The sequence below is a fragment of the Pseudescherichia sp. genome, from assembly GCF_031998825.1.
Lineage (GTDB): Bacteria > Pseudomonadota > Gammaproteobacteria > Enterobacterales > Enterobacteriaceae > Pseudescherichia.
In genome coordinates this window covers 1-23936 of sequence record NZ_DAMACX010000010.1, presented here as the reverse complement: position 1 = coordinate 23936, position 23936 = coordinate 1, and the positions used below count along the sequence as shown (strand labels likewise).

The 23936-nt window shown below is 55.6% G+C and carries 24 protein-coding genes and 1 tRNA gene; 18 read left to right on the top strand and 7 right to left on the bottom strand.

Annotated features, from left to right (window positions below; translation table 11 throughout):
* Nucleotides 1-56 precede the first annotated feature (56 nt).
* The 13 genes from RTP97_RS06835 (at nt 57) to RTP97_RS06775 (ending at nt 12694) form a co-directional block, all read left to right on the top strand.
* Nucleotides 57-802, top strand: a protein-coding gene (locus tag RTP97_RS06835; RefSeq protein ID WP_223151193.1) for an IS1-like element IS1B family transposase whose coding sequence is annotated in 2 segments (ribosomal slippage) — nt 57-306 and nt 306-802 — 747 coding nt in all. Because the reading frame shifts where the segments join, the coding sequence is not laid out codon by codon here.
* Nucleotides 799-1779, top strand: coding sequence for an IS5-like element ISKpn26 family transposase (locus tag RTP97_RS06830; RefSeq protein WP_020899206.1), 981 nt, complete (start codon nt 799-801; stop codon nt 1777-1779). The genes RTP97_RS06835 and RTP97_RS06830 overlap by 4 nt, the downstream gene beginning before the upstream one ends.
* 589 nt (nt 1780-2368) lie before the next feature.
* Nucleotides 2369-2737 carry a hypothetical protein gene (locus RTP97_RS06825; protein ID WP_154283625.1) on the top strand — a complete coding sequence of 123 codons (369 nt, stop codon included), beginning with the start codon at nt 2369-2371 and terminating at the stop codon, nt 2735-2737.
* A 462-nt stretch (nt 2738-3199) separates the two neighbouring features.
* Complete coding sequence (locus RTP97_RS06820) at nt 3200-3565, top strand: hypothetical protein (RefSeq protein WP_006781400.1); 366 nt, start codon at nt 3200-3202, stop codon at nt 3563-3565.
* Between the two features lie 84 nt (nt 3566-3649).
* A complete protein-coding gene (locus RTP97_RS06815) occupies nt 3650-4297 on the top strand; it encodes a hypothetical protein (RefSeq protein WP_006781402.1) in 648 nt (215 codons plus the stop codon).
* A gap of 75 nt (nt 4298-4372) precedes the next feature.
* Nucleotides 4373-4975 carry a DUF3085 domain-containing protein gene (locus tag RTP97_RS06810; protein WP_006781404.1) on the top strand — a complete coding sequence of 201 codons (603 nt, stop codon included), beginning with the start codon at nt 4373-4375 and terminating at the stop codon, nt 4973-4975.
* A gap of 67 nt (nt 4976-5042) precedes the next feature.
* Nucleotides 5043-5390 carry a hypothetical protein gene (locus RTP97_RS06805; protein WP_006781405.1) on the top strand — a complete coding sequence of 116 codons (348 nt, stop codon included), beginning with the start codon at nt 5043-5045 and terminating at the stop codon, nt 5388-5390.
* An 81-nt stretch (nt 5391-5471) separates the two neighbouring features.
* Nucleotides 5472-6458, top strand: coding sequence for an ArdC family protein (locus RTP97_RS06800; RefSeq protein ID WP_006781408.1), 987 nt, complete (start codon nt 5472-5474; stop codon nt 6456-6458).
* A 105-nt stretch (nt 6459-6563) separates the two neighbouring features.
* Nucleotides 6564-7496: a DUF1281 domain-containing protein gene (locus RTP97_RS06795; protein WP_006781409.1), complete on the top strand. Its 933-nt coding sequence runs from the start codon at nt 6564-6566 to the stop codon at nt 7494-7496.
* A 108-nt stretch (nt 7497-7604) separates the two neighbouring features.
* Nucleotides 7605-8288, top strand: a complete 684-nt coding sequence (locus RTP97_RS06790) for an N-6 DNA methylase (RefSeq protein ID WP_006781411.1) — start codon at nt 7605-7607, stop codon at nt 8286-8288.
* Between the two features lie 128 nt (nt 8289-8416).
* Nucleotides 8417-9925 carry a UvrD-helicase domain-containing protein gene (locus RTP97_RS06785; protein ID WP_006781413.1) on the top strand — a complete coding sequence of 503 codons (1509 nt, stop codon included), beginning with the start codon at nt 8417-8419 and terminating at the stop codon, nt 9923-9925.
* A 66-nt stretch (nt 9926-9991) separates the two neighbouring features.
* Entirely contained in the window at nt 9992-11635 is a 1644-nt protein-coding gene (locus RTP97_RS06780; protein WP_006781415.1) for a conjugal transfer nickase/helicase domain-containing protein, read from the top strand.
* Nucleotides 11636-11692: 57 nt separating this feature from the next.
* A complete protein-coding gene (locus RTP97_RS06775; RefSeq protein ID WP_006781417.1) occupies nt 11693-12694 on the top strand; it encodes a tyrosine-type recombinase/integrase in 1002 nt (333 codons plus the stop codon).
* A gap of 181 nt (nt 12695-12875) precedes the next feature.
* On the opposite strand, the gene RTP97_RS06770 is transcribed toward RTP97_RS06775, so the two are convergent.
* Nucleotides 12876-12951 (bottom strand) — tRNA-Phe (locus tag RTP97_RS06770).
* A gap of 186 nt (nt 12952-13137) precedes the next feature.
* Between RTP97_RS06770 and RTP97_RS06765 the strand changes: the two genes are divergently transcribed.
* Both RTP97_RS06765 and RTP97_RS06760 read left to right on the top strand, forming a co-directional pair.
* The gene (locus RTP97_RS06765; RefSeq protein WP_312412117.1) at nt 13138-13980 is read left to right on the top strand and encodes an AraC family transcriptional regulator; all 843 of its coding nucleotides are present in this window, start codon (nt 13138-13140) and stop codon (nt 13978-13980) included.
* 44 nt (nt 13981-14024) lie between these two features.
* Nucleotides 14025-14621, top strand: coding sequence for a LysE family translocator (locus RTP97_RS06760; RefSeq protein ID WP_312412156.1), 597 nt, complete (start codon nt 14025-14027; stop codon nt 14619-14621).
* A gap of 2 nt (nt 14622-14623) precedes the next feature.
* Here the strand turns inward: RTP97_RS06760 and RTP97_RS06755 are convergent, their stop codons facing one another.
* From RTP97_RS06755 to aspA, 5 genes are all read right to left on the bottom strand, one after another.
* Nucleotides 14624-15199 (bottom strand): transcriptional regulator, encoded by a 576-nt coding sequence (locus RTP97_RS06755; protein WP_312412155.1) that lies wholly within the window; start codon nt 15197-15199, stop codon nt 14624-14626.
* Between the two features lie 47 nt (nt 15200-15246).
* Nucleotides 15247-16929: a protein-disulfide reductase DsbD gene (locus RTP97_RS06750; RefSeq protein ID WP_312412116.1), complete on the bottom strand. Its 1683-nt coding sequence runs from the start codon at nt 16927-16929 to the stop codon at nt 15247-15249.
* Nucleotides 16905-17228 carry a divalent cation tolerance protein CutA gene (gene cutA, locus RTP97_RS06745; protein ID WP_312214482.1) on the bottom strand — a complete coding sequence of 108 codons (324 nt, stop codon included), beginning with the start codon at nt 17226-17228 and terminating at the stop codon, nt 16905-16907. Before cutA ends, RTP97_RS06750 begins: the two co-directional genes overlap by 25 nt.
* 95 nt (nt 17229-17323) lie before the next feature.
* Nucleotides 17324-18625, bottom strand: coding sequence for an anaerobic C4-dicarboxylate transporter (locus tag RTP97_RS06740; RefSeq protein ID WP_312412114.1), 1302 nt, complete (start codon nt 18623-18625; stop codon nt 17324-17326).
* A gap of 118 nt (nt 18626-18743) precedes the next feature.
* A complete protein-coding gene (gene aspA / locus RTP97_RS06735; protein ID WP_312214486.1) occupies nt 18744-20180 on the bottom strand; it encodes an aspartate ammonia-lyase in 1437 nt (478 codons plus the stop codon).
* Between the two features lie 303 nt (nt 20181-20483).
* Between aspA and RTP97_RS06730 the strand changes: the two genes are divergently transcribed.
* Nucleotides 20484-20954, top strand: coding sequence for an FxsA family protein (locus tag RTP97_RS06730; protein ID WP_312412112.1), 471 nt, complete (start codon nt 20484-20486; stop codon nt 20952-20954).
* 46 nt (nt 20955-21000) lie between these two features.
* Here the strand turns inward: RTP97_RS06730 and yjeH are convergent, their stop codons facing one another.
* Nucleotides 21001-22242, bottom strand: a complete 1242-nt coding sequence (gene yjeH / locus RTP97_RS06725) for an L-methionine/branched-chain amino acid transporter (protein ID WP_312412110.1) — start codon at nt 22240-22242, stop codon at nt 21001-21003.
* Nucleotides 22243-22420: 178 nt separating this feature from the next.
* Between yjeH and RTP97_RS06720 the strand changes: the two genes are divergently transcribed.
* Both RTP97_RS06720 and groL read left to right on the top strand, forming a co-directional pair.
* Nucleotides 22421-22714, top strand: coding sequence for a co-chaperone GroES (locus tag RTP97_RS06720; protein WP_042388708.1), 294 nt, complete (start codon nt 22421-22423; stop codon nt 22712-22714).
* 43 nt (nt 22715-22757) lie between these two features.
* A partial coding sequence (gene groL, locus RTP97_RS06715; protein ID WP_312412109.1) for a chaperonin GroEL occupies nt 22758-23936 on the top strand: 1179 nt, incomplete at its 3' end.

Sequence of the window (23936 nt, the reverse complement as noted above, 5' to 3'; positions counted from 1 at the left end):
GGGTGATGCTGCCAACTTACTGATTTAGTGTATGATGGTGTTTTTGAGGTGCTCCAGTGGCTTCTGTTTCTATCAGCTGTCCCTCCTGTTCAGCTACTGACGGGGTGGTGCGTAACGGCAAAAGCACTGCCGGACATCAGCGCTATCTCTGCTCTCACTGCCGTAAAACATGGCAACTGCAGTTCACTTACACCGCTTCTCAACCCGGTACGCACCAGAAAATCATTGATATGGCCATGAATGGCGTTGGATGCCGGGCAACCGCCCGCATTATGGGCGTTGGCCTCAACACGATTTTCCGCCATTTAAAAAACTCAGGCCGCAGTCGGTAACCTCGCGCATACAGCCGGGCAGTGACGTCATCGTCTGCGCGGAAATGGACGAACAGTGGGGATACGTCGGGGCTAAATCGCGCCAGCGCTGGCTGTTTTACGCGTATGACAGGCTCCGGAAGACGGTTGTTGCGCACGTATTCGGTGAACGCACTATGGCGACGCTGGGGCGTCTTATGAGCCTGCTGTCACCCTTTGACGTGGTGATATGGATGACGGATGGCTGGCCGCTGTATGAATCCCGCCTGAAGGGAAAGCTGCACGTAATCAGCAAGCGATATACGCAGCGAATTGAGCGGCATAACCTGAATCTGAGGCAGCACCTGGCACGGCTGGGACGGAAGTCGCTGTCGTTCTCAAAATCGGTGGAGCTGCATGACAAAGTCATCGGGCATTATGGAAGGTGCGAACAAGTTCCTGATATGAGATCATCATATTCATCCGGAGCGCATCCCAGAGGGACATCATGAGCCATCAACTCACCTTCGCCGATAGTGAATTCAGCACTAAGCGCCGTCAGACCCGAAAAGAGATTTTCCTCTCCCGCATGGAGCAGATTCTGCCATGGCAGAATATGACCGCTGTCATCGAGCCGTTTTATCCCAAGGCGGGCAATGGCCGACGGCCCTATCCGCTGGAGACCATGCTGCGTATTCACTGCATGCAGCATTGGTACAACCTGAGCGACGGTGCCATGGAAGATGCCCTGTACGAAATCGCCTCCATGCGCCTGTTTGCCCGATTATCCCTGGATAGCGCCCTGCCGGATCGCACCACCATCATGAATTTCCGCCACCTGCTCGAGCAGCATCAACTGGCCCGTCAATTGTTCAAGACCATCAATCGCTGGCTGGCCGAAGCAGGCGTCATGATGACCCAAGGCACTTTGGTGGATGCCACCATCATTGAGGCACCCAGCTCTACCAAGAACAAAGAGCAGCAACGCGATCCGGAGATGCATCAGACCAAGAAAGGCAATCAGTGGCACTTTGGCATGAAGGCCCACATTGGTGTCGATGCCAAGAGTGGCCTGACCCACAGCCTAGTCACCACCGCGGCCAACGAGCATGACCTCAATCAGCTGGGTAATCTGCTTCATGGAGAGGAGCAATTTGTCTCAGCCGATGCCGGCTACCAAGGAGCGCCACAGCGCGAGGAGCTGGCCGAGGTGGATGTGGACTGGCTGATCGCCGAGCGTCCCGGCAGGGTAAAAACCTTGAAGCAGCATCCGCGCAAGAACAAAACGGCCATCAACATCGAATACATGAAAGCCAGCATCCGTGCCAGGGGGGAGCACCCGTTTCGCATCATCAAGCGGCAGTTCGGCTTCGTGAAAGCCAGATACAAGGGGCTGCTGAAAAACGATAACCAACTGGCGATGTTATTCACCCTGGCCAACCTGTTTCGGGTGGACCAAATGATACGTCAGTGGGAGAGATCTCAGTAAAAACCGGAAATAACGCCAGAAATGGTGGAAAAAATAGCCTAAATAGGCTGATTCGATGTGTTTGCGGGAAAAAAATCGGCCCAGATCCGCGAAATTTTAATCAGCGAGTCAGCTTGGGAAGAAATGACCTGCTTATTCGCACCTTCCTTAGTTAGGATATAAGTCAGCGAAAATGTATAAATAATCTTAGCCGTAGGCTAGGGACTGTTATTAAAAAAAGTTAATGACAATATTGTGCCAGTTCGTCAGTTGACATGTTCACTATTTGCTCTGAAAATAGACAGGCTTACTTGTTGCTACATGCAACCAGCTAATGCTCCGGCAGTCTGAGAGGAGCGCCTTCGGGTGACTAGCAGCTAACGTTTCACCGGTCTGAGAGAAACACCTTCGGGTGACCGGAAAATCCTCGCAGCCTGAGAGAGGATACCTTCGGGTGGTAAATCCGTTTAACCTCTGGAAACGGATATCGCTGAACAGTGATTGAGGTCATTTCAACTTATCAGACAGTCAGAATGTTGTTTTTTCTGACTCCCCGACGGGAAACACTTCCCGGTCGGGCAGGTGTTTCCTTTTTTTATGGAGAAACACCATGTCTGTCATCTCTTTTGCGGTTTTCCCTGAACATCTCCTTACTCAGCTTCAGCAGTCTGCTGACGCAGCTGTCCGGAGATTGAAATCTTTCATTTATCTGCATCGCAACAGCAGCTGGTATGTCAACGGTTCGGGCAATTATGCCGTCCGTGCGCACATCACTTCTGTCAAAGACCAGGGCGTTAACGTCTTTCTTACCGTTCGTACAGGTTGCCACCGCGCCGAGTATGTTTTTCACCGCCTGCCGGTTTCCTTTCCTGAGGGAATAACAGGTCGTCGAAACGCATACCGCCATGCTTGCCGTCAGGCACAGCATCTGGCACACCTGCGCTACCGTTTTCTTTCCGGAGGGCATTCTCATGACTGAAGCACTGCACGATGTCACTTTCCGTATTCTGTCGATGTCTGAGACGCGACGGGATGTATGTCCCGCTCAGTATGGCCCCGTAAGTGGTGTTTTCATCCGGGCGAAATCCTCAGAGATAACGTCTCCTGTGGCGAACAGGTTTTTGTCGCACCGCTCGGTGATTGTGATCCGGCTGACCCCGAACTCTGTGTATGGTGTCAGTATTACGGATATTCTCCCCGGGTGGAGGCTGGCGACATACTGGATGGCGTGGCCGTTTCGGGCATAAATTCCGTAGATCCACTGTCGGTAGCTGCGTTGAAAAGCCTGCGCTTTAATCCTGAATATGTGTATCAGGAGCAATCTGATTCATATGCACTGAACTGATCGGTTGATGAACGCCGGTCAAAAAATGTTGTGGACCCTGACGGGGATATCTCTCCGTCGGAGGGAATATCCCGTTATTTACCTGAGGATATACCCATGCACACAGACGTTTATACGCTTAAAACTCCACTGGACACGCTCAGCTGGCTTTGCCTGCTTGAGAGTGAACTTCTGAGCATAAGGGCATTCCAGCGTCTCGATCTTCATACGGACCGGGATGAACCGAATGAACTGACGTTTCTGGAAGATTCCATCATTGGCACCGGCACAGCTTATGGCTGGTTTGTCTTTTTACTCGGGGAAGGCGATATTCCGCCTTTGCCTGATACGTCTAAAAATTTGCTCTTCACGCTGGACGAGCTGGGAAAAGAAATTAACCGGCCCTTCTGGGAGAAGGCCGTGGATGAAGGTATCCAGGATGCCCGGTGTGATCGGGCTATAGCGGCTCTCGAACGGATGTAACCAGCAGAAAGAACACACCCTGACGGGGATTTACTCCCGTCCGGGGGATAAATCCCCCCTTTTTTATTCGCGGAGGATTTATCGATGAAAAACCTGTTTTCTTCGCCGGCTTCCATGTCGGTTGTCTACACCATCGAGCACGTCAGCACGGTTCCGTTGCGACACTGGCATGCTTTCGTTCTGGCCGTCACAGAAACTTTCTGGCAACTGCCGGTGCGTCTGCGTCCGGGGAATACGTATCTGCCGTCGCTTAATCGCGCGGCTGACCTCTTTCCGGTTGCTGATGTCATGGCGTTTTGTGGCGACACAGGCGGCAGTGTCTGGCCGGTCAACATGACGATTGAGCGTGAGCGCAACCGCAATACGCTGAGTATCCAGGAGCTGGATTTTCAGCATCAGCCCTGCGATTTCTTTGCACGCATTGTGATGGTCCTGCTGCATAACCTGTGTCCGGGCAGCTTTCGGATACATTCTTCTGACGAAGGCCGCAGCTGGGCGTTACCGTTACGCTGGATTGAGCGACATCTCGGCCTGCCTGAGCAGCCGACGCTGACCGCGCCTCAGCCGGTACTGAAAACGCCGGTGCGTGGTGACGCGTTTGATTCCCTGCTGCTGCAGCTGCTCTGCGGTGGTGAGCGTGTGCTGAGCAACGACGACTGGAATGCGTTTACGGAGGCTGAATTTCAGCTGTATGAACTGAAGCGGGTCGCGGAAAAAACTGACGCGCTGTAAACAGTACTGACTTTAACCCCGTCGGGAGAGATCACTCCGGACGGGGCGGCTCTCCCGTTTTTAAAGGAGAGCCCCATGCTTTTTTTCGACAACAAAGACCTGACGAACGTCCTGCTGGCCGCCCGCATGCAGGGAGGTCAGCTTCACCTGGCAAAGGATGAGGGTGTTTATCTTATGCCGGCCACCGGTGCCTGGCAGGGCAACGATCCGGTGCCGCGTATTGCGTATGCCACAGGGTGTCACCCTCAGAAAAATGAGGACTGGTACGACACGGCACGCTTGCTTGCCGGCGGCGATGATTTCATTGAATCACTGTCGATAAGCGACGCGGTAGCCACCTCTGTACTGTCCGGCAGGACGGACCTGAGGATCCTGATTACCGACACACAGATACAGGTGCTCACCGCAGCGACTGACCGGGTGAAAGTCGCGCAGTACCGCCAGAAAGCCGATCAGCTTCTGGCGAGTGCAGTCTGTCACTTCAATGCCTGTGTCGGGCCTGATGAACTCTGCCGCTGGCGTGAAAACGCCGTGCGTCTGCTAAAGCAGGCGGCCTTCATCAGTTGTAAGCGGGCGAAGCCTGAAGATCATCAAACCTTTCTGAACGCCTGTGGCAGGCTGCAGGCCAGGTTATCGCAGGTGACCCCGCAGGGGGCGCTGCGAATAACCGGACGTTAACTCACCCCGGCAGGGACTTTTCCTGCCGGAAAGGTTCCTGCCTCTTTCTGAACCGAAGGAGGCCCGTATGGGACTGGATATTTTTCTCTACAGCCAGCACAGGCAGATCGTCGCAGTACCGGCACCGTATCATCCGGTGTATGAACTGAGCCGCGATTTTTCACTGATTACCTGGGTGGATAAGCATGTCGGTGAGGTGGAAAACGCGACCTGTCTGGAACTGTCACGCGAGCATATTCAGCAACTGAAAGAGAGGCTGGACTGTGCGATTGCGACATTTACAGAGGGGAATGAGGATAATCAGCTTCTTCAGCGCCGGCTGCAGTACGTTTTCACCCTGCGTGACAGGCTGGAAAGCCTGCTCAGTGATTTTGACTTTGAACATGAATACCTGTGGTTTTATGCCGCATGGTAACTGACTTCTGAATTTCCCGTCGACGGGCGTATCTCTGCGCCCGCCGGCGCAGGGGTATGCCTCTGATTAAAGGTATATCTCATGAAAAAAACGACTTCACACAAGGCGGCCCGCCGTCCGGCAAAACATACTGACCTTTATCGTCAGATCACCGACCGCATTGTTGTCGCTCTGGAAAACGGCGTCGCGCCCTGGCGTAAGCCGTGGCGCGCGGCTGCCGGCATCGGTCTGGCCGGTCTGCCCCTAAATGCCACAACCGGACGTCACTACAGCGGCGTGAATGTCCTGCTTCTCTGGATGTCAGCGGAAGAGCAGGGTTTTCGCAATAACCGCTGGATGACTTACCGGCAGGCGCAGCAGGCTGGCGGGCAGGTGCGTAAGGGTGAGAAAGCCACCCTGGCGGTGGTTTATAAGGACTGGACGAAGCAGGCGGAGGATCGCGAAGGCAACCGCCTTTATGACAGTGACGGTAAACCGCTGATGGAAACCGTGCCGATGCTTAAACCCCTGCAGCTGTTCAACGCTGAGCAGTGTGAGGGGTTGCCGGCAGAGGTTGCGGCTTCACCTGAGCAACCGCCGACGGTGGATGAGGACGGCATACTCAGCCCGGACGTGATGAACAGGGTGATCCGGATGTTTAACGCCACAGGGGTTAAACACCGGATGCTGCCTCAGAACCGGGCTTATTACCGTCCGCTGACGGATGAAATTGTGATGCCGGTGGCTGAGCAGTTTTTTACGGAGGCGGACTGCTGGTCCACGCTGCTGCATGAACTGGTACACAGTACCGGTCATGCGAAGCGACTTAACCGGGAGGGGATAACCTCCTCATCCCGCAAGTTCGGGGACCCGGTGTATGCCTTTGAGGAGCTCATCGCCGAAATGGGCAGTGCGTTTTTGTGTGCCCAACTCGGGGTATTCGGTGAGGTTCAGCACGACAGCTATGTGGACCACTGGCTGAAGGTGCTGAAATCTGACAAAAAGGCCCTGTTCCGCGCCTGCCGGCATGCCCGGGAAGCGTCGGAATATCTACTGGCACTGCCTGAAAGTCAGGCTGTGGCGGCGTAATTAACTTATCCGGTGGCGGTTATTCCGTAACTGTCGCCCTCCCGTGAGGACACCGCTCCTCACGGGGCTGTGTCCTCTTTTTTTTATGAAAGAGGAGTATTCACTATGTCCGAATGGTGTCATAACCGCCTGGAAATCACCGGTAAATCCGTCTGCATTGATGTCATGCTGCAGTGGATAAACGGAACTGACGTACCGCGTCACCGCCACGCAGTGCAGCAGAGCATACAGCTTTTTCTGGCTGGCGCGGCGGGGATACTCAAGCCGGTGCGCACAACGTCGTATCCGCCCTGTCAGGGGCTGGTCCGTGCAGGCACAGGGCTTTCCACTGCGGCCAATCAGGCGTTTGAAAGCTGGCTGGCGCTCCTGCTGAAGGATGCCATCCTCGATGCGGAAACCATCCGGGCCATTGACCGGCTGTATCACCAGTCAGGTCTGGGCGCGCTGAAATGGGAGAATATTCCCGACCCGGCACGTGAGGTTATGGCGGAGCTGATTGCCAGGCAATACACCGACTGGTTTGGTCTGGTCAGCGCCGGCGATGAGTCTGATGCCGCAACTGCCTGGGAGCGGCTCAGCCAGTATCCTGAACGCTCCCAGCCCTGCGATATGCTGGCCGTCATACCTACGCGGCTGGCAGCAGAGCTGAACGGTTCCGGAGGGCTGATGTCAGGCGTATCGACCACAACCAGCCTCTACTGCCGGCAGTACGGCATGGAGTGGCCTGCCGGGCACAATGTCAACTGGCAGCGGCATTCGCCAAACAGTCTTACGCTGCAGATGGATACGCCCTGGCTTCCGCCGTCAGGTGAGGTTGTCGGGGAAATTTCTGCGGTATTTGACTGCGAGGTGCGTCACAGCTACAGCGAGCCCGTGAGCGGGCTCAGCGGTTACGACTGCTATGACGGCGGCGAACATGTCGACGGACACAAAGGTGCGGCCGGCGCGTCTCAGCCCGGTCAGGTGCTTTATCTCGTCAGCGATGAGCCGGCGTTATCGACTCAGGAAGCAGCATCTTATCGTGAGGTCCGGGGGTAAAAGCCTGTTCCTCCGTTAACCCAGCCACGGCAATGCCGTGGCTTTTTACCCTCAGGGGACACGTCCCCTGGTCAGGGTGCGTGTTCCCTTTTTTTATGGAGAAGACGCATGCCTGGCATGATTAACCACGAAAAAGCCTTTGTTAAGTTGTTCAGTCAGACGGCCCGGTATCATCACCGGTTTAAAGTGTTTGAAGACTTCATCAGCTGCAGCGTCATCGCGCTGGAAAACCGGCTTCACTTCAGTGAAGCGCAGGAGCAAAAGTATCTGCGTATAGTCGGTGGATACGAAAAGGAGGACGTCACGCGCATGGCGCAGCTGCTGGCCCACGTTGTTAACGGGCTGGGTGAAGCGCCCGGGGACTTCCTTGGCCGCGTCTTTATGCAGCTGGAGCTGGGTGACAAATACAGGGGGCAGTTTTTCACGCCCTGGGACGTGGCCAGAATGATGGCGGCCATGCAGCTGGGCGACACTGAAGCGTTGTTCCGTGACAAACCCTTCATCACCCTGAGTGAACCTGCGTGCGGTGCCGGCTGCATGGTGCTGGCATTTGCTGATGTTCTGCAAAAGGCGGGGTGGCCACCGCACCGGTATCTGTGGGTATCCGCGACAGATATCGATCCGCTTGCGGCCGGAATGGCTTACATACAGCTGTCCCTGTGCGGGATTGCCGGCGAAGTGGTGGTAGGTAATACCCTGGCGAATGAACGACGCCGGATACTCTATACCCCCGGGCACTATCTCGGCGGCTGGCCTGTTCGTCTGGATCCACGGTACTTGCAGGCGGCATAATCACATCCACACGCTCCCGCCCGGGAGCGTTTTTTATTTCTGAAGCACGGTATCTGGTTTTTTATCGTAGTGAACTCTTCCCGCTGTCAGGCTGTTTTTTTTCACATCTGCTGCTGCGGGAGAACACAGTGACCTGGAAAACAACAGCCGAACAAAACGCCATCATCGAATGGAAGGGTAATCATCTTGTGGTAAATGCGTTTGCAGGCACAGGCAAAACCTCCACGTTAGTGAACTACGCTGAAGCCAACCCGGAAAGTAAGATGCTTTACCTTGCCTATAATCGCGCTGTGCGGGATGAGGCTGAACGCAAATTCCCCTATAACGTAGAGTGTAAAACGTCGCATCAGCTGGCATGGGCCCGTTTCGGCAGGCATTTCCGTGACCGGCTGACAGCCAGTCTGCGCATTACGGATGTGGCCCGCAAGCTCAATACCCGCCACTGGCCGCTGGCGCGGCTGGCGCTAAGCGGGCTGAACATGTTCCTCTGCAGTGCAGATACTGAGCCGGGGCTGATACATCTGCCGTCTGAGGATGATCGCCACGGTCTCGATGCCGGTAAAATTCTGGGGGCAATCCAAATCCTCTGGTATGAAATGAGCCGTACTGATTCAACCTTTCCCGTCACGCACGACACCTACCTTAAACTTTTCCAGCTTTCACATCCTGATTTATCAACACGCTGGGATACCATCCTTTTCGATGAGGCGCAGGACGCTAACCCGGTGACCAGTGCGTTTGTACTGAATCAGCCCTGCCGGGTCATCCTGGTCGGCGACCGCTACCAGCAGATTTACCGCTTTCGCGGGGCGGATAACGCGCTCAATGCCCCTCAGCTGGCGCAGGCAGACAAATTGTGGCTGACGGCGAGTTTTCGTTTTGGCCCTGAGGTCGCGCGTATGGCCAACATCCTGCTGGACCGTGCCGGTGAAGATAAACAGGTAACAGGCAACGGGGGGGAAGACAGTGTGGTGACCCGAATTCCGGAGGGAACTGAGCACATTGCTGTACTGAGCCGGACGGTATCCGGTGTGATTGGGAGTGCTTTAACGGCAAGTCTCATGGAGAAAAAGGTCTTCTGGGTCGGCGGGATTGAAGGCTACAAGACCGAAGAGCTTGAGGATCTGTACTGGTTCTCCGCCGATATGCCTGAAAAGATGCAGTCCCCGCGCTTCAGCCGGGACTACCGGGATTTTGACGAGTACTGCTCGATAGCCAAAGCCACGCAGGACGTGGAGATGAACCAGGCTATTCGCCTGCTCGATGACTTTTTCCCGCTCCCTCAAAAGCTGGCCATTATGCGCCGTCAGGTCGTCACTCATGAAAAAGAGGCTCAGGTCACGGTTTCAACCGCACACCGCAGCAAGGGGCTCGAATGGCCGGTGGTGATGCTGAGTGAGGATTTTACCGACATTACCGACCCGCTTCTTTCGCAGGATGAGCGGCAGGATGAGACCAACCTGCTGTACGTGGCTGTCACCCGGGCCAGAAGAACGCTCGTGCTTAACGAGTTGATGCGCTGGCTGAGCGATGAAGGCGGGAAAAACCGCGAGACGACGTACGAAACCGTACCGTCCGGAAATGGAGAGAGTGCCGACAGCCACGAAGAAACGGGAAAAACTTCTGAGAATGAGTAACTGGTTTTTTATGGTGAAGCGCGGGGAGTGTCACAACACTGGGCAGCCCTATACCAGGAGAAAATCATGCGCGACAGAATCAGGACTCTGAGGTTTCTGTTTTCAAAAGGTGAACCGGAACCAGCACGTCATGTATCCGCTTTCACACCTGCCGGCTACCACGCTCCGCGTACGGTCGATACGCTGTGCTGTAGCCCGTTGAGAAAAACCTGCCTGCAACAAATATGGGAAAACAGCTCACTTCCGGCGGATGTTTATCACCGGTTTTATATAACGCCACTGCATGGCTTACTGGCCAGGGTACAGAATGTGCCGGCAACACAGCAGGGAAGGTGGTCGCAGTCAGACGGCTTCGGGGACCTTACGCTGCAGTTCACAACCTGTGCGGTCAGACTGGCCAAAGGATACATGTTTCCACCCGGAGCTGCGCCAGAAGAGCAGGCAGAGCAAAACGTGATGTGGAATACGGTCATTTTCTGGTCTGCACTGTTCTGGCATTTGCCGCTCCTGGCGTCTCTGGAGGGGGAGCTGCTTGATGGTAAAAGCTGGCTTCCGGGAATAACCGTTCCGGACTCGCCTTATCGATTTCGCTTCCGGGAAGCTGACAACTCCTCAGCTTTTGCAGCGCTGGCAGCCGGACAACTTATGCCAGCGGAAGCGACAGGCTGGCTGGCAGAAAATCCCGAAGCTCTGGGCAATCTTGCCGGGGCCTTATGGAACCAGCATCCGGCAATGCCGTTGATCCGAAGCCTGATGAAACAAGCAGCTGAGAAAACAGAGTCTCCTCTGATGGAGAGGAAACCTGCGGAAATTTTAGGTTCTTATGCAGGTGAAATTCCAGTAAATACAGCCCTTTCAAATGAGGGGGGCGCTACGGTTTTACCTACAGATATGTTATCTGAACAAACAGCTCTGAGCGGGGCAACTGATCCATCTTCCCCTGAGATCTTTACACTTGCCACAGGTATTGATAACCCCACTCAGCTTAGTGATTCACCAGTTAAAAGCCGTGAAGAAAACGAAGCAGAAAGTGTTTTAAGCGAAATCGAAAAAAGTACTGGCTCTGACTCTCTGCCCTCTGAAGATGATGCTGATGCTCTCCTTTCTCTTTTCGACATGTCAGGAGATGCTAAAGCTTCAGAAAATGAAGGTGAGGTACAGGCAGGCGTGTCCGTTGTGATTGCAGAGGAACAGCAATCGTCAGAACCCCTTGAAAAGATAGAAGACCCCGCAAATGAAAAGGAACCGTCTGCAAAAGGAAACTCGGACTATTCTCAGGTTGCAATTGTTAACAAATGTGATGAAAGATCAGATTCCGTACCCGTAGCAGTCTCCGGTACTGACGTAGCGGAAGGAGAACAGTTTTTTGACTGGCTCCGGGAGGGACTCAATCGGGGAGATATTAGTTTTAATGGTAAAGCAGACAAAATCCATGTTATTGCCGGCTATGTCTTTTTACCCGTCCCCGGTATCTTTTTCGACTACCTTAAGGCCACTGGTTCGACTATTCAACGGGAAAGCATTCAGGCTTCTTTTGAGCGACTTAACCTGCATAAGCGTCGTGATAACAGGAGATTTTATTTTGCTCAGCTTTACGATACACCCGACAAGTCCGGGAGGTTCAAACGGGTAAAAGGCTACCTGGTGAAAAGCAGGCGGGTATACAGAAAGACCATCCCTCAGGACAGTCAGTTCATTTTGTTCCCCTGACCACAACGTCGGTCTGACATCTGGTGCGTTACTGTTACTAAGAGAGGAATGGAAAAAATGAACGAAAATAGTGCTGACTGGCTCTGGCAGGAACTTATGGATGAGTACTTTTTCTGTAAATCGCTGCGCGAAGATACCGAGTGGAGTTATAAGAAGGTTGTTCGTGGTTTCAGGAAGCATATCGGGGAAGCCTGTCCGCCTTACGGCATAACCAGTCGCGATGTGCTTGAGTGGCGAAGGCATGTGCTCAAGAAGCAGTGCCTTTCTGCACATACCTGGAACAATAAGGTCAGCCATATGCGTGCCCTGTATAATTTTGCCATCACTTCTCAACTGACGAACTTAAGTAAAAATCCCTTCAATGGCGTATCGGTCAAACAGGACAAGAAGCGTAAAAAAACGCTAACAAAAAACCAGATGACAAAAATCTGGCTAACTATGCAGCAATTTGCTTCTGAGCCCAGAACCGAATCTAAATGCGCTCTGAGGCCAGTATGGTACTGGCTGACTGTCCTGGACACCTTGCGTTACACTGGTATGCGGCAAAATCAACTGCTCCATATACGTCTAAAAGATGTGTCTCTTGACGATGGGTGGATTGAATTAAGAGCGGAAGGCAGTAAAACGTACCGGGAATGGCGGGTTCCCGTTGTCAGTCATTTACGACCGAGACTGGAAGCATTGCTTCAGCGTGCAAGGGACTGCGGTGCCGGCAATAATGATGCGCTTTTTCACTATGAGCGGTTTGTCTCTTCGCCTGCAGAAAGGGCGTCTCTTTCGGAAAAACCATCGCTGCAACCGTTACGCTCTTTTTTTCGTAGACTGTCAAAAGAGTGCGGATTTGATGTTTCTCCCCACCGGTTCAGGCACACCCTTGCCACGACACTGATGAGCTCGCCTGAACGAAACCTGCAGCTGGTTAAGGGATTGCTGGGGCACCGCAACGTGAGTACAACAATGGAATATGTTGATATCAGTATGGATATTGTGAGCCAGGCGCTGGAAAAGGAAATGGCACTTTACACCGATAAGGCTGAAGAGATGTTTTACAATGGTTGACATTCAGTCACGTCATTGTAATTATTCACAGTGATCGAGAAAAGGGAGCCTGTGTCAGCAGGCTCCCTAATCGAGAGGGTAACTTCTTGATGTATGCTGATGTGAGGATCAACATCAACAAGTACCACTCCCGTTAAACGCCCGTCAGTTTTCTCACCTCTGACCAGCGTGCTTCGAATAGTGGTGCCCGGAGGCGGAATCGAACCACCGACACGGGGATTTTCAATCCCCTGCTCTACCGACTGAGCTATCCGGGCAACGGGGCGTATTAAACCTTGATTGCCTGGCATCGTCAACCAAATTTCCGCTAATCGCGTTCAGTTGCTTAACTTTACGGCAGTTTGCCCCAGTCTCCGCCATTTTTGCGCCCGACTGCACAAATCTTCCAGACCTTTCACGCTGAATGATTGATGCTACACTCGGGAATCATTCAGGAGGTTGATATGGCAGACTGGCTGGAGCTGCGGCAGCATGCTGATACCGGCATCGAAACCATCCGCGCGCACTTTGAGGGCCACGCCTTCGATCCGCACTGGCACGACAGCTACCTGGTGGGCATCACCCTGACCGGCACCCAGCAGTTTCACTGCCGCCGCGAGCGCCATCGCAGCACGCCGGGGGATGCCTTTCTGCTGGAGCCGGGGGAGATCCACGATGGCGACGCGCCAGTAGAGGGCGGCTTTACCTACCTGACGTTCTATCTCGATGACCGCTGGCTGAGCGACACTCTGCGTGGCCTGTACGACGCCACGCCATCAAGCTACTCGTTGCACTTTGACCAGACCATCGCCCGCGCCCCGCAGCTGGTAAATACCATCGCTCAAACCTTTTTTACCCTGCACAACGACGAGATGCGCATTGTGCAGCAGGGCATGATGGATGGCCTGCTCAGCCAGCTGACGCACCACTGCCAGTGGCGCAAGCGACTCTCGGCGCAGCGTCAGAGCGCGGCGATTGCCCACCGGGCGCGGGACTATCTCTACGCGCACCGTGGGGACAACGTTGGCCTGGACGACGTAGCGCGGGAGACCGGGACCGATCGCTTCACCCTCACGCGCTGCTTTAAGCGCGAGTTTCACCTCTCGCCCCACGCCTGGCTGATCCAGCTCCGGCTGGCGAGCGCCCGCGCCATGCTGGCGAAAGGGGAGCAGCCTGCCAGCGTTGCGGCTGCGCTGGGCTTTGCCGACCAGAGTCACCTCGGGCGCTGGTTCCAGCGGGCCTACCGTCTCTCCCCGGCGCGCTACCGCAGCTTATGCACAAATCTTCCAGACGCGACAATGAAATAACGCGACAGTCAGGATAACGATAATGAGGAGTCCTGCCTGTGAATATGTTCTATGCGTATCTGCCGTTTATGCTGTTTGCCTTCGTGGCGTCAATTACCCCCGGTCCCACCAATATCCTGGTTTTATCCAGCAGCCAGCGCTTCGGCGTGAAGGCGACGCTGCCCGCCGTGGTGAGCGGCTGTGCGGCTGCCAGCCTGATTGTGCTGGTCTCCGGGGCGGGAGCGGGAGAGGTGCTGCGTCAGTATCCTCTGGTGCGGACGGGAATGAGCTGGGCGGGGGTGCTGTGGTTAAGCTGGATGAGCTGGCAACTGTTTCGTGCTCCGGCTGCGGAGCTGGGCGGAGAGGCGCAGCGGCCCTTCAGCATTCGGGCTGCTGCTGCATTGCAGCTGATCAACCCGAAAACATGGATGATGGCGCTGGCGGTGGTGAGCCTGTTTGCGCCTCACGGGGCGGATCCGCTACGGGAGATCGCCGTGATGGCGCTCCTGTTTCTGATCATCTCCCAGCTCTGCCTGATCGTCTGGGCGTTCTGCGGCAGAGCGGTAAACCGTCTCTTTCGAACGCCCGCCTCGCTGGTCTGGTTTCAGCGGGCAATGGCGCTCTGCCTGCTGATCTCCGCGTGGGCAGGGCTGCTGCTCTGATATCAGGTCAACGCGCCGCCCATGCGGCATTGGGCAAAGCGCAGAATATCTTCTGCCAGCCGGTAGGCGGTATCAACGTCTACCTGGCTGCGGTTGACCAGCATCCGGCTGAGGCAGCCCTCGAGCACCAGCTCCATCTGTTTGGCGACCATGGCCGGATCGTCTACTTCCAGCGAGGTCAGCAGTTCGTGGGTATAGGCATAGGCCGCTTTTTTTTGCTGATCTGCCAGCTGGTGGATAGGGTGAGCCGGATCCGGATAGATAGTGCAGGCAGCAATAAACAGGCAGCCTGGATAGCGGTGATTAGTGACGCACTCGGTGAGCGCCGCGTAGCGGGCCAGCAGCTTCTGCTCTTTGCTGAGCTCGTCGTTCAAGAGCATCTGCCTGCGCCAGACATCAACCTGCTGGCTCAGGTGGCGCAATGCATCATAATGCAGCGCCTCTTTATCGGGCCAAAAGCGCAAAAACTCGTCCAATGGATAATTAAGACGTTCGGCGATAATTTCGGGCGTCGTGGCAGCAAGGCCTTCGATCTCAAGCCACTGCAATGTTTTCCCTAAGACGTCTTCACGTTGCACGGTGTTCTCCTGCGTTTTTAGAACCATTTTTTTACTCCTGGTGTAGTTTATGGCTGGCGATTGCGCAAATGTCTACTAAAGGCTTCCGCATCCATAAATCCTGCCACCCGTTGCGCTGGCTGCGCATTGCCCTGGGCATCAAAGAACAGAATTGTCGGCAGGCCCGGCACGCCAAGGTGGCGAAGCAGGGCGGCATCCTCGGGGCTGTTGGCGGTGACATCCGCCTGCAGCAGCACCGTCTCCTTCAGCGCCGCCTGTACCTGCGGATCGCTGAAGGTGTACTTCTCAAACTCTTTACAGGCTACGCACCAGTCGGCGTAGAGATCAAGCATCACCGGTTTACCCCTGGCCTGGGCCAGAGCCTGATCCAGCTCATCTACACTGGCGATGCGCGTAAAGTTAAGCTGCGCCTGCGGGGCGGAGGCGCTGACGCCAAACGCCCAGTCCTGCAGCGGCTTCGCGCTGACCAGCGCCGCACCAAGCAGGACGATCTGTAGCACACGCATCCCGCGGCGGGTACCGCCTAAACAGGTGATAAATGCCCAGCTGAAAAAAGCTACGCCGAGCAGCGACCAGAGGCGCAGGCCCCACGTCTCGCCTAATATACGCTCCAGCAAAAATACCGGCAGGGCGAGGATCGCAAAACCAAAGGCGATTTTGACCTGCTCCATCCACGGGCCGCTTTTCGGCAGCAGGCGGTTGCCGAACAGGGTCACCAGAATAAGCGGGATACCCATGCCAAGCGCATAAAGGTAGAGCGTGCCGCCGCCGAGCCACAGGTTACCGCTCTGGGCGATGTAGAGTAGGATGGCGCTGAGCGGCGCAGTGGTACAGGGGGAGCAGATCAGCCCGGCGATAGCCCCCATCGCAAAGACGCCGACCGGAGAGCCGCCCTGCTGGCGGTTGCTCATCAGGCTCAGACGCGTCTGAATAGATGACGGCAGCTGGAGCGTGAACAGACCAAACATCGACAGCGCCAGCAGGGTGAAAACCACCGACAGCCCGATTAACACATAGGGGTGCTGGAGCGCCGCCTGAAACTGTAGCCCGGCGGCGGCCACGACGAGGCCCAGCGCGGTGTAGGTGAGGGCCATGCCCTGCACGTAGAGCACGGTTAACAGCAGCGCCCGTCCGGTAGAGAGACGCGATTTGCCCCCCAGCACGATGCCGGAGATGAGCGGATACATCGGCAGCACGCAGGGGGTAAAGGCGATGCCTATCCCGATCAGCAGCGCCCACAGCGCCGAGAAGGGCAGAGACGTTGCGGTCGGAGCGGGATCATCCGGCACGCTTTGCACCAGCGGCTGCACCTCGCTAACCGGTATCACTTTGGTCTCCGGCGGATAGCAGTAGCCCGCCGCCGCACAGCCCTGGTAGGTCACGGTCAGCGTCGCCGCTTTATCGGCCGAGCGCACCGTCACTGGGAGGCTAAGCCGCTGGCGATAGATCTCGCTGGTGCCGAAGAATTCGTCTTTGTGGCTCTCGCCCTTTGGGAGCTGGAGCGGGGCGATATCCGCCTGCGTGGGCGTGACGCTGATCTGCTGACGATAGAGGTAGTAGCCCTCTTTAATCTGCCAGTTGAGCGTCAGGTCGTGCTGGTTTTGCTGAAAGTCGAAGGCAAATGCGCTGTCAGCGGGAACAAACTTCGCGGAGCCGGGCGCGTCAAACAGCCCGGCAAAGGCGGACGTACTGCAAAACAGCAGGATTAGCGTAAGGATGCGTTGAGCCATGAGAGGTAGTCGTTGTCTCCATGTGCGACGGGCAGCACTAATAGTTCAGGGGTCTGATACGGATGATGCGATTTCAGGCAGGCCAGCAGCGCCTCCTGATGGGCAGTGGTGCTTTTCAGCAGCATCTGGACTTCATACTCCTGCTCCAGCTTGCCTTCCCAGTAGTAGAGCGAGGTGGCACCGGGCAGGATGGTAACGCAGGCAGCGAGTTTATCCGCCAGCACTTTCGCCGCCAGGTCCTGGGCGGTGGCTTCATCCGGGGCGGTACAGAGCACAACGACGGCATCAGGCGTATTCATTGGCAATCTCGTATCAGACGAAAAAAGGCACTATAGCACGCTGCTGGCTGGGGATTAATCAAACGGGCCGCCAGGCAGCCCGATTTTAATGACATTTACAACAGGATGCCGCCAATAACGAAGCCCAAAATTACACAGAGGGCGATGGCGATCACGCCGGGGATCAGGAAGGCGTGGTTGAAAACGTATTTGCCGATGCGGGTCGAGCCGGTGTCGTCCATCTCCACCGCCGCCAGCAGCGTCGGGTAGGTGGGTAGCACAAACAGCGCCGACACGGCGGCGAATGAGGCGATGGCGGTCAGAGGGCTGACGCCGAGCAGCAGGGCGGCGGGCATCAGCGCTTTGGTGGTCGCCGCCTGGGAGTAGAGCAGGGTGGCGGCAAAAAAGAGCACCACCGCCAGCAGCCACGGATAGCTGTGCAGCAGGTCACCCGCCACGCTCTGGATATCCTCAATGTGGCTCTTCACGAAGGTGTCGCCGAGCCACGCCACGCCCAGCACGCAGATACAGGCGCTCATCCCGGACTTAAAGGTTCCAGCGTTGAGGATCTCGCCGGTATCCACCTTGCAACTCAGGCAGATCAGCGTGGCGATGGTGAGCATAAAGACCACTATCGCCTCGTTGCGCGGCAGCACCGGGTTGGTAATCAGGCCCACCGTCGGGCTGATGATGGTGGCATAGACCATCACCGCGACAATGCCGATCAGGAACAGCATCACCGAACGTTTAGCGTGTGGCTTGAGCTGGAAAACCTGATTACCACGCAGCTTCACTTCACCCTTGGCCAGCCGCTCCTGGTAGACCGGATCGTCCTTTAATTCAGCGCCAAGGAAGTTACATACGATGGCGGTGAGCATGATGGCGATCAGGGTCGCCGGAATGCAGATTGCCAGCAGCGTCAGGTAGCTGACGCCTAACGGCTCAAGGATCCCGGCGAAAAACACCACCGCCGCCGATATGGGCGAGGCGGTGATGGCGATCTGCGAGGCCACTACGGCGATAGAGAGCGGGCGGGAGGGGCGGATGCCCTGCTCTTTTGCCACCTCGGTGATCACCGGTAGCGTAGAGAATGCGGTGTGCCCGGTACCGGCGAGAATGGTCATAAACCAGGTCACCAGCGGGGCGAGAAAGGTGATGTGTTTAGGATGGCGGCGCAGCAGGCGCTCCGCCAGGCTGACCAGGTAGTCCATTCCCCCTGCTACCTGCATGGCAGCAATGGCAGCGATCACCGCCATGATGATCTCGATAACGTCAAAGGGGATGGCGCCGGGCTTGATCTGGAAGAAGAGCGTCAGCACGAGTACGCCAAGCCCACCGGCAAAACCGATGCCGATACCGTTGAGTCTGGCACCCAGGTATATCGCCAGCAGGACAATTACAAGTTCCGCAGCAAACATAGTTGGCTTCCTTGAAGTGTTTACAAGTTGATATTGATTTGTTGAATTTTAGTAGCGTCTACAAACAAAAAGGCACGTCATCGCTGACGTGCCTTTGAGGTCTTACCCGGTTGAGAGGTTACTGTTCGCTCTCATCCGTATACCGTTTTGCTTTATAAGCCGGGTGCATCAAGTTTTGCGCCGAGAAGATATCATCCAGCTCCGCCTCGGTCAGCAGGCCGCGTTCGAGAACGACCTCACGTACGCTCTTGCCCGTTTCGGCACAGATTTTACCCACAATATCGCCGTTGTGGTGGCCAATAAACGGGTTGAGGTAGGTAACAATGCCAATTGAGTTGTAGACGTAGCTCTCACACACCGCTTTGTTGGCGGTGATGCCGTTGATGCATTTCTCCAGCAGGTTGTAGCAGGCATTGGTCAGAATGTGGATCGACTCAAACATTGCCTGGCCGATGACCGGCTCCATCACGTTGAGCTGCAGCTGACCGGCTTCGGAAGCCATCGTCACCGTGGTGTCATTGCCGATAACCTTGAAGCAGACCTGGTTTACCACCTCTGGCACCACCGGGTTCACCTTGGCGGGCATAATAGAGGAGCCAGCCTGCAGCTCCGGCAGGTTGATCTCATTCAGGCCAGCACGCGGGCCGGAAGAGAGCAGGCGCAGGTCATTACAAATTTTGGATAGCTTAACCGCCAGTCGCTTCAGTGAGCTGTGAACCATGACGTACGCGCCGCAGTCGGAGGTAGCTTCGATCAGATCTTCCGCCGGCACCACCGGCAGGTTGCTCACTTCCGCCAGCTTCTGCACCGCCAGCTGCTGATAGCCGTCCGGGGTATTGAGACGGGTGCCGATCGCCGTCGCGCCGAGGTTCACCTCCAGCAGCAGCTCTGCGGTACGCAGCAGGTTGCGCGTCTCTTCGTTGAGCAGGACGTTAAAGGCATGGAACTCCTGGCCCAGCGTCATTGGCACCGCATCCTGCAGCTGGGTACGGCCCATTTTCAGAATATCTTTGAACTCAACGGCCTTATTCTGGAAACCTTCCCCGAGCTGGTTAATGGCGTCCACCAGCTTAACGATAGAGGCGTAGACCGCGATGCGGAAGCCGGTCGGGTAGGCATCGTTGGTAGACTGGCACTTGTTAACGTGATCGTTCGGGTTGAGGTACTGGTAGTCGCCTTTCTGATGGCCCATCAGCTCAAGGCCGATGTTCGCCAGCACTTCATTGGTGTTCATGTTCACGGAGGTACCCGCGCCGCCCTGGTAGACGTCGACCGGAAACTGATCCATGCATTTACCGTTATTCAGGACTTCATCGCATGCGGCGACGATTGCATTCGCCACGCTTTTGGGAATGGTGTGCAGCTCTTTATTCGCCAGCGCTGCGGCTTTCTTAACCATCACCATGCCACGCACAAACTCAGGAATGTCGCTGATTTTGCTGTTGCTGATGTAGAAATTCTCAATCGCTCTCAGAGTGTGGATGCCGTAGTAAGCGTCCGCTGGTACTTCCCTTGTGCCCAACAAATCTTCTTCGATACGAATGCTGTTTAACATGTGAACCTTCTTTTTCAAGCTGCGAATGAATGTACTAAACACACAGTACGTTTGGGGTTATGTGTGTTTGCTGACCGACGATTATTTCCTTAATCGGCCACGTACCCGGGATCATATGCTGATGATAGCGAAATGCCGTAATCTGGATCACTTATTATCTTAGTCGTTGCATTAGTTTTAATGATTTGTGAAATGCATCACCGGCCAGAGATTTTCAGTAAAGCTGGCGTGCAATCCTATTGAATTATTACTATTAAGCACCATCTCAACAGGATGCACGCCGCAAACCTACAGGAGACGCCAGTGCGCTGGATACCACTAATTGCAATATTTCTATACGTTTACATCGAAATTTCGATTTTTATTCAGGTCGCCCACGTCTTTGGCGTCCTGCTCACGCTGGTGCTGGTGATCTTTACCTCAGTCATCGGCATGTCGCTGGTGCGTAACCAGGGCTTTAAAAATATTCTGCTGATGCAGCAGAAGATGGCCGCCGGAGAGAGTCCTGCGGCGGAGATGATTAAGAGCGTGTCGCTGATGATTGCCGGGCTGCTGCTGCTCCTGCCGGGCTTCTTTACCGATCTGCTCGGCCTGCTGCTGTTGCTGCCGCCGGTACAGAAGTTACTGACCCTGCGTCTGCTCCCGCATCTGCGCTTCTCCCGGATGCCGGGCGGCGGGTTTAGCGCCGGGAGCCAGGGCGGCCAGACCTTTGACGGCGAGTACCAGCGCAAGGATGACCAGCGCGACCGTATCGATCATAAAGACGATAAATAATCGTCACTGCCCGGTGGCGCTTCGCTTACCGGGCCTACGTTTGTTTTTAATGCACGATGGCGCGTTTGGGTAAAAACCACCACAGCGCCGCCAGCATGATAATGGCATAGAGGCTCTTCCAGCCCACCATCGCCAGCAGCAGCAGACAGAGCAGGCCGCCCACCGCCGCCAGCGCCCGATAGCGCCCCTTCAGTAAACGACACCCCGCCAGCATGCACAGCAGATAGATCATAATGAAAATGCCGTTGGCGTAGATAATCAGCGCATCGAGGTTGATCTCCAGTACATAGATAACCAGCGTGCTGATAACGCAGCAGATCAGCACCGCATTCAGCGCGTTAAAGGGGATCTGGCGTTTTGAGAGCTGTGCCAGACGACCCTCTGGATTGTACATCGCCTGGGACCAGACCAGGCGGGCAAAGCTCTGAATGTAGATGTTGAGGCTGGCGAAGCAGGCCAGATAGCCAATCACGCAGGCGACCCACAGCGCCTTCTCACCAAACAGCTGCACCACGATGCCCGGCAGCGAGGCAGCGGCAGCACGATCGGCGCTATAGGCGTCAAAATGCAGCACAATCACCGTGCAGGCCCAGTAGACGAAGCCAGCCAGCAGCAGACCGATCATCAGTGCGCGGGGGAAATCCCGCTCCGGACGTTTGAACTCAGAGGCCAGATGGGCAAACGCTTCAAGGCCGACGAAGCACCAGAACATCACCGACAAGGCGGCAAACAGCCCGGAGGCGTCGACGTCCAACGGGGCAGGGAAGGGGATCTCATTTACGGTAAGATCGCCATACCACCAGACGGCGGCAATCAGCGCCACGATCAGCCCGGCGACCAGAGTTTGCAGATTAGCGCTAGAGCTGGCCCCTCGCGTCCCCACCGCCCACACCAGCAGCAGCGTGCCCAGCTCGGCCATCAGCAGCAGCGGACCATGCCAGCCAAACAGCGCCTGCCAGAAGCCCGCGGCGATGTGCAGCGCGGCAGGCAGCCCTACCGGGATCACCGACAGAAAGAGCCAGCCCGTGACACGCTCCAGGCGCGGGCCAAACGCCATGCCGACAAAGTGGGCGACGCCGCCCGCGCTGGGAAAGTGTCGTCCGAGCAGGGCGAACACAATCGCAATGGGGAAAACCAGCACAATTAGTACTGGCCACGCCCACAGGCTGTTGTTGCCCGCCACCAGCGCTGCCAGCGCAGGCACGGCAAACACGCCGGTGCCTAATAGTGAGGTTGATAACAGCCCCACACCCTGAGCCAGTCCCAGCTCCTGTTTTAAGCCACTCATCTATTCTTATCCTGCCCCTGTCCAAAGAGCGATGATGGTAACACTTTCATAAATTTTTTTTCGCTGGCCCCTTGAAGGGGTAAAAACCCATCCCCATCTCTCTCGTCACCAGCCGGGAAGAGAAAAGGAACCGGCGTCATCCATAACCGATACTGACTTTCTCAAAGGAGAGCTATCAATGAGTATTCGTCCACTACATGACCGTGTCATCGTCAAGCGTAAAGAAGTCGAGTCTAAATCAGCTGGCGGCATCGTTCTGACCGGTAGTGCTGCTGGTAAATCTACTCGTGGCGAGATCATCGCTGTCGGTAAAGGCCGCATCCTCGAAAACGGATCCGTGCAGCCGCTGGACGTGAAAGTCGGCGACATCGTTATTTTCAACGATGGCTACGGCGTGAAAGCAGAGAAAATCGACGATCAGGAAGTGCTGATCATGTCCGAATCCGACATTCTGGCAATTGTTGAAGCGTAATCCACGCGCGAACTGAACCATACGAATTTAAGGGAAAAAGAAAATGGCAGCTAAAGACGTAAAATTCGGTAACGACGCCCGTGTGAAAATGCTGCGCGGCGTAAACGTGCTGGCAGATGCAGTGAAAGTGACCCTGGGCCCGAAAGGCCGTAACGTAGTACTGGATAAATCTTTCGGTGCACCGACCATTACTAAAGACGGTGTTTCCGTTGCGCGTGAAATCGAGCTGGAAGACAAGTTCGAGAACATGGGCGCGCAGATGGTTAAAGAAGTGGCTTCCAAAGCGAACGACGCTGCGGGCGACGGTACCACCACTGCAACCGTACTGGCTCAGTCCATCATCACCGAAGGCCTGAAAGCCGTTGCTGCGGGCATGAACCCGATGGATCTGAAACGCGGTATCGATAAGGCCGTTATCGCCGCCGTTGAAGAGCTGAAAACCCTCTCCGTACCGTGCTCTGACTCCCGTGCTATTGCTCAGGTAGGCACCATCTCTGCTAACTCTGACGAAACCGTGGGTACCCTGATTGCTCAGGCGATGGAAAAAGTGGGCAAAGAAGGCGTTATCACCGTTGAAGAAGGCACCGGCCTGCAGGACGAGCTGGACGTTGTAGAAGGTATGCAGTTTGACCGTGGCTACCTCTCCCCTTACTTCATCAACAAGCCGGAAACTGGCTCCATCGAACTGGAAAGCCCGTTCATCCTGCTGGCTGATAAAAAAATCTCCAACATCCGCGAAATGCTGCCGGTGCTGGAAGCCGTTGCCAAAGCAGGCAAACCGCTGCTGATCGTTGCTGAAGACGTTGAAGGCGAAGCGCTGGCGACCCTGGTGGTGAACACCATGCGCGGTATCGTGAAAGTGGCTGCGGTGAAAGCACCGGGCTTCGGCGATCGTCGTAAAGCCATGCTGCAGGATATCGCTATCCTGACCGGCGGTACCGTAATCTCTGAAGAGATCGGTATGGAGCTGGAAAAAGCAACCCTGGAAGACCTGGGTCAGGCAAAACGCGTTGTGATCAACAAAGACACCACCACCATCATCGATGGCGTGGGTGAAGAAGCGGCCATTCAGGGCCGTGTTTCTCAGATCCGTCAGCAGATCGAAGAAGTGACCTCCGATTATGACCGTGAAAAACTGCAGGAGCGCGTAGCGAAACTGGCAGGTGGCGTAGCGGTAATCAAAGTCGGTGCAGCCACCGAAGTTGAGATGAAAGAGAAGAAA

Excerpts from the sequence above, each read along its gene's own strand:
- RTP97_RS06830 (WP_020899206.1), top strand. The coding sequence starts at position 799 with ATGAGCCATCAACTCACCTTCGCCGATAGTGAATTCAGCACTAAGCGC.
- RTP97_RS06825 (WP_154283625.1), top strand. The coding sequence starts at position 2,369 with ATGTCTGTCATCTCTTTTGCGGTTTTCCCTGAACATCTCCTTACTCAG.
- RTP97_RS06820 (WP_006781400.1), top strand. The coding sequence starts at position 3,200 with ATGCACACAGACGTTTATACGCTTAAAACTCCACTGGACACGCTCAGC.
- RTP97_RS06815 (WP_006781402.1), top strand. The coding sequence starts at position 3,650 with ATGAAAAACCTGTTTTCTTCGCCGGCTTCCATGTCGGTTGTCTACACC.
- RTP97_RS06810 (WP_006781404.1), top strand. The coding sequence starts at position 4,373 with ATGCTTTTTTTCGACAACAAAGACCTGACGAACGTCCTGCTGGCCGCC.
- RTP97_RS06805 (WP_006781405.1), top strand. The coding sequence starts at position 5,043 with ATGGGACTGGATATTTTTCTCTACAGCCAGCACAGGCAGATCGTCGCA.
- RTP97_RS06800 (WP_006781408.1), top strand. The coding sequence starts at position 5,472 with ATGAAAAAAACGACTTCACACAAGGCGGCCCGCCGTCCGGCAAAACAT.
- RTP97_RS06795 (WP_006781409.1), top strand. The coding sequence starts at position 6,564 with ATGTCCGAATGGTGTCATAACCGCCTGGAAATCACCGGTAAATCCGTC.
- RTP97_RS06790 (WP_006781411.1), top strand. The coding sequence starts at position 7,605 with ATGCCTGGCATGATTAACCACGAAAAAGCCTTTGTTAAGTTGTTCAGT.
- RTP97_RS06780 (WP_006781415.1), top strand. The coding sequence starts at position 9,992 with ATGCGCGACAGAATCAGGACTCTGAGGTTTCTGTTTTCAAAAGGTGAA.
- RTP97_RS06775 (WP_006781417.1), top strand. The coding sequence starts at position 11,693 with ATGAACGAAAATAGTGCTGACTGGCTCTGGCAGGAACTTATGGATGAG.
- RTP97_RS06765 (WP_312412117.1), top strand. The coding sequence starts at position 13,138 with ATGGCAGACTGGCTGGAGCTGCGGCAGCATGCTGATACCGGCATCGAA.
- RTP97_RS06760 (WP_312412156.1), top strand. The coding sequence starts at position 14,025 with ATGTTCTATGCGTATCTGCCGTTTATGCTGTTTGCCTTCGTGGCGTCA.
- RTP97_RS06750 (WP_312412116.1), bottom strand. The coding sequence starts at position 16,929 with ATGGCTCAACGCATCCTTACGCTAATCCTGCTGTTTTGCAGTACGTCC.
- cutA (WP_312214482.1), bottom strand. The coding sequence starts at position 17,228 with ATGAATACGCCTGATGCCGTCGTTGTGCTCTGTACCGCCCCGGATGAA.
- RTP97_RS06740 (WP_312412114.1), bottom strand. The coding sequence starts at position 18,625 with ATGTTTGCTGCGGAACTTGTAATTGTCCTGCTGGCGATATACCTGGGT.
- aspA (WP_312214486.1), bottom strand. The coding sequence starts at position 20,180 with ATGTTAAACAGCATTCGTATCGAAGAAGATTTGTTGGGCACAAGGGAA.
- yjeH (WP_312412110.1), bottom strand. The coding sequence starts at position 22,242 with ATGAGTGGCTTAAAACAGGAGCTGGGACTGGCTCAGGGTGTGGGGCTG.
- RTP97_RS06720 (WP_042388708.1), top strand. The coding sequence starts at position 22,421 with ATGAGTATTCGTCCACTACATGACCGTGTCATCGTCAAGCGTAAAGAA.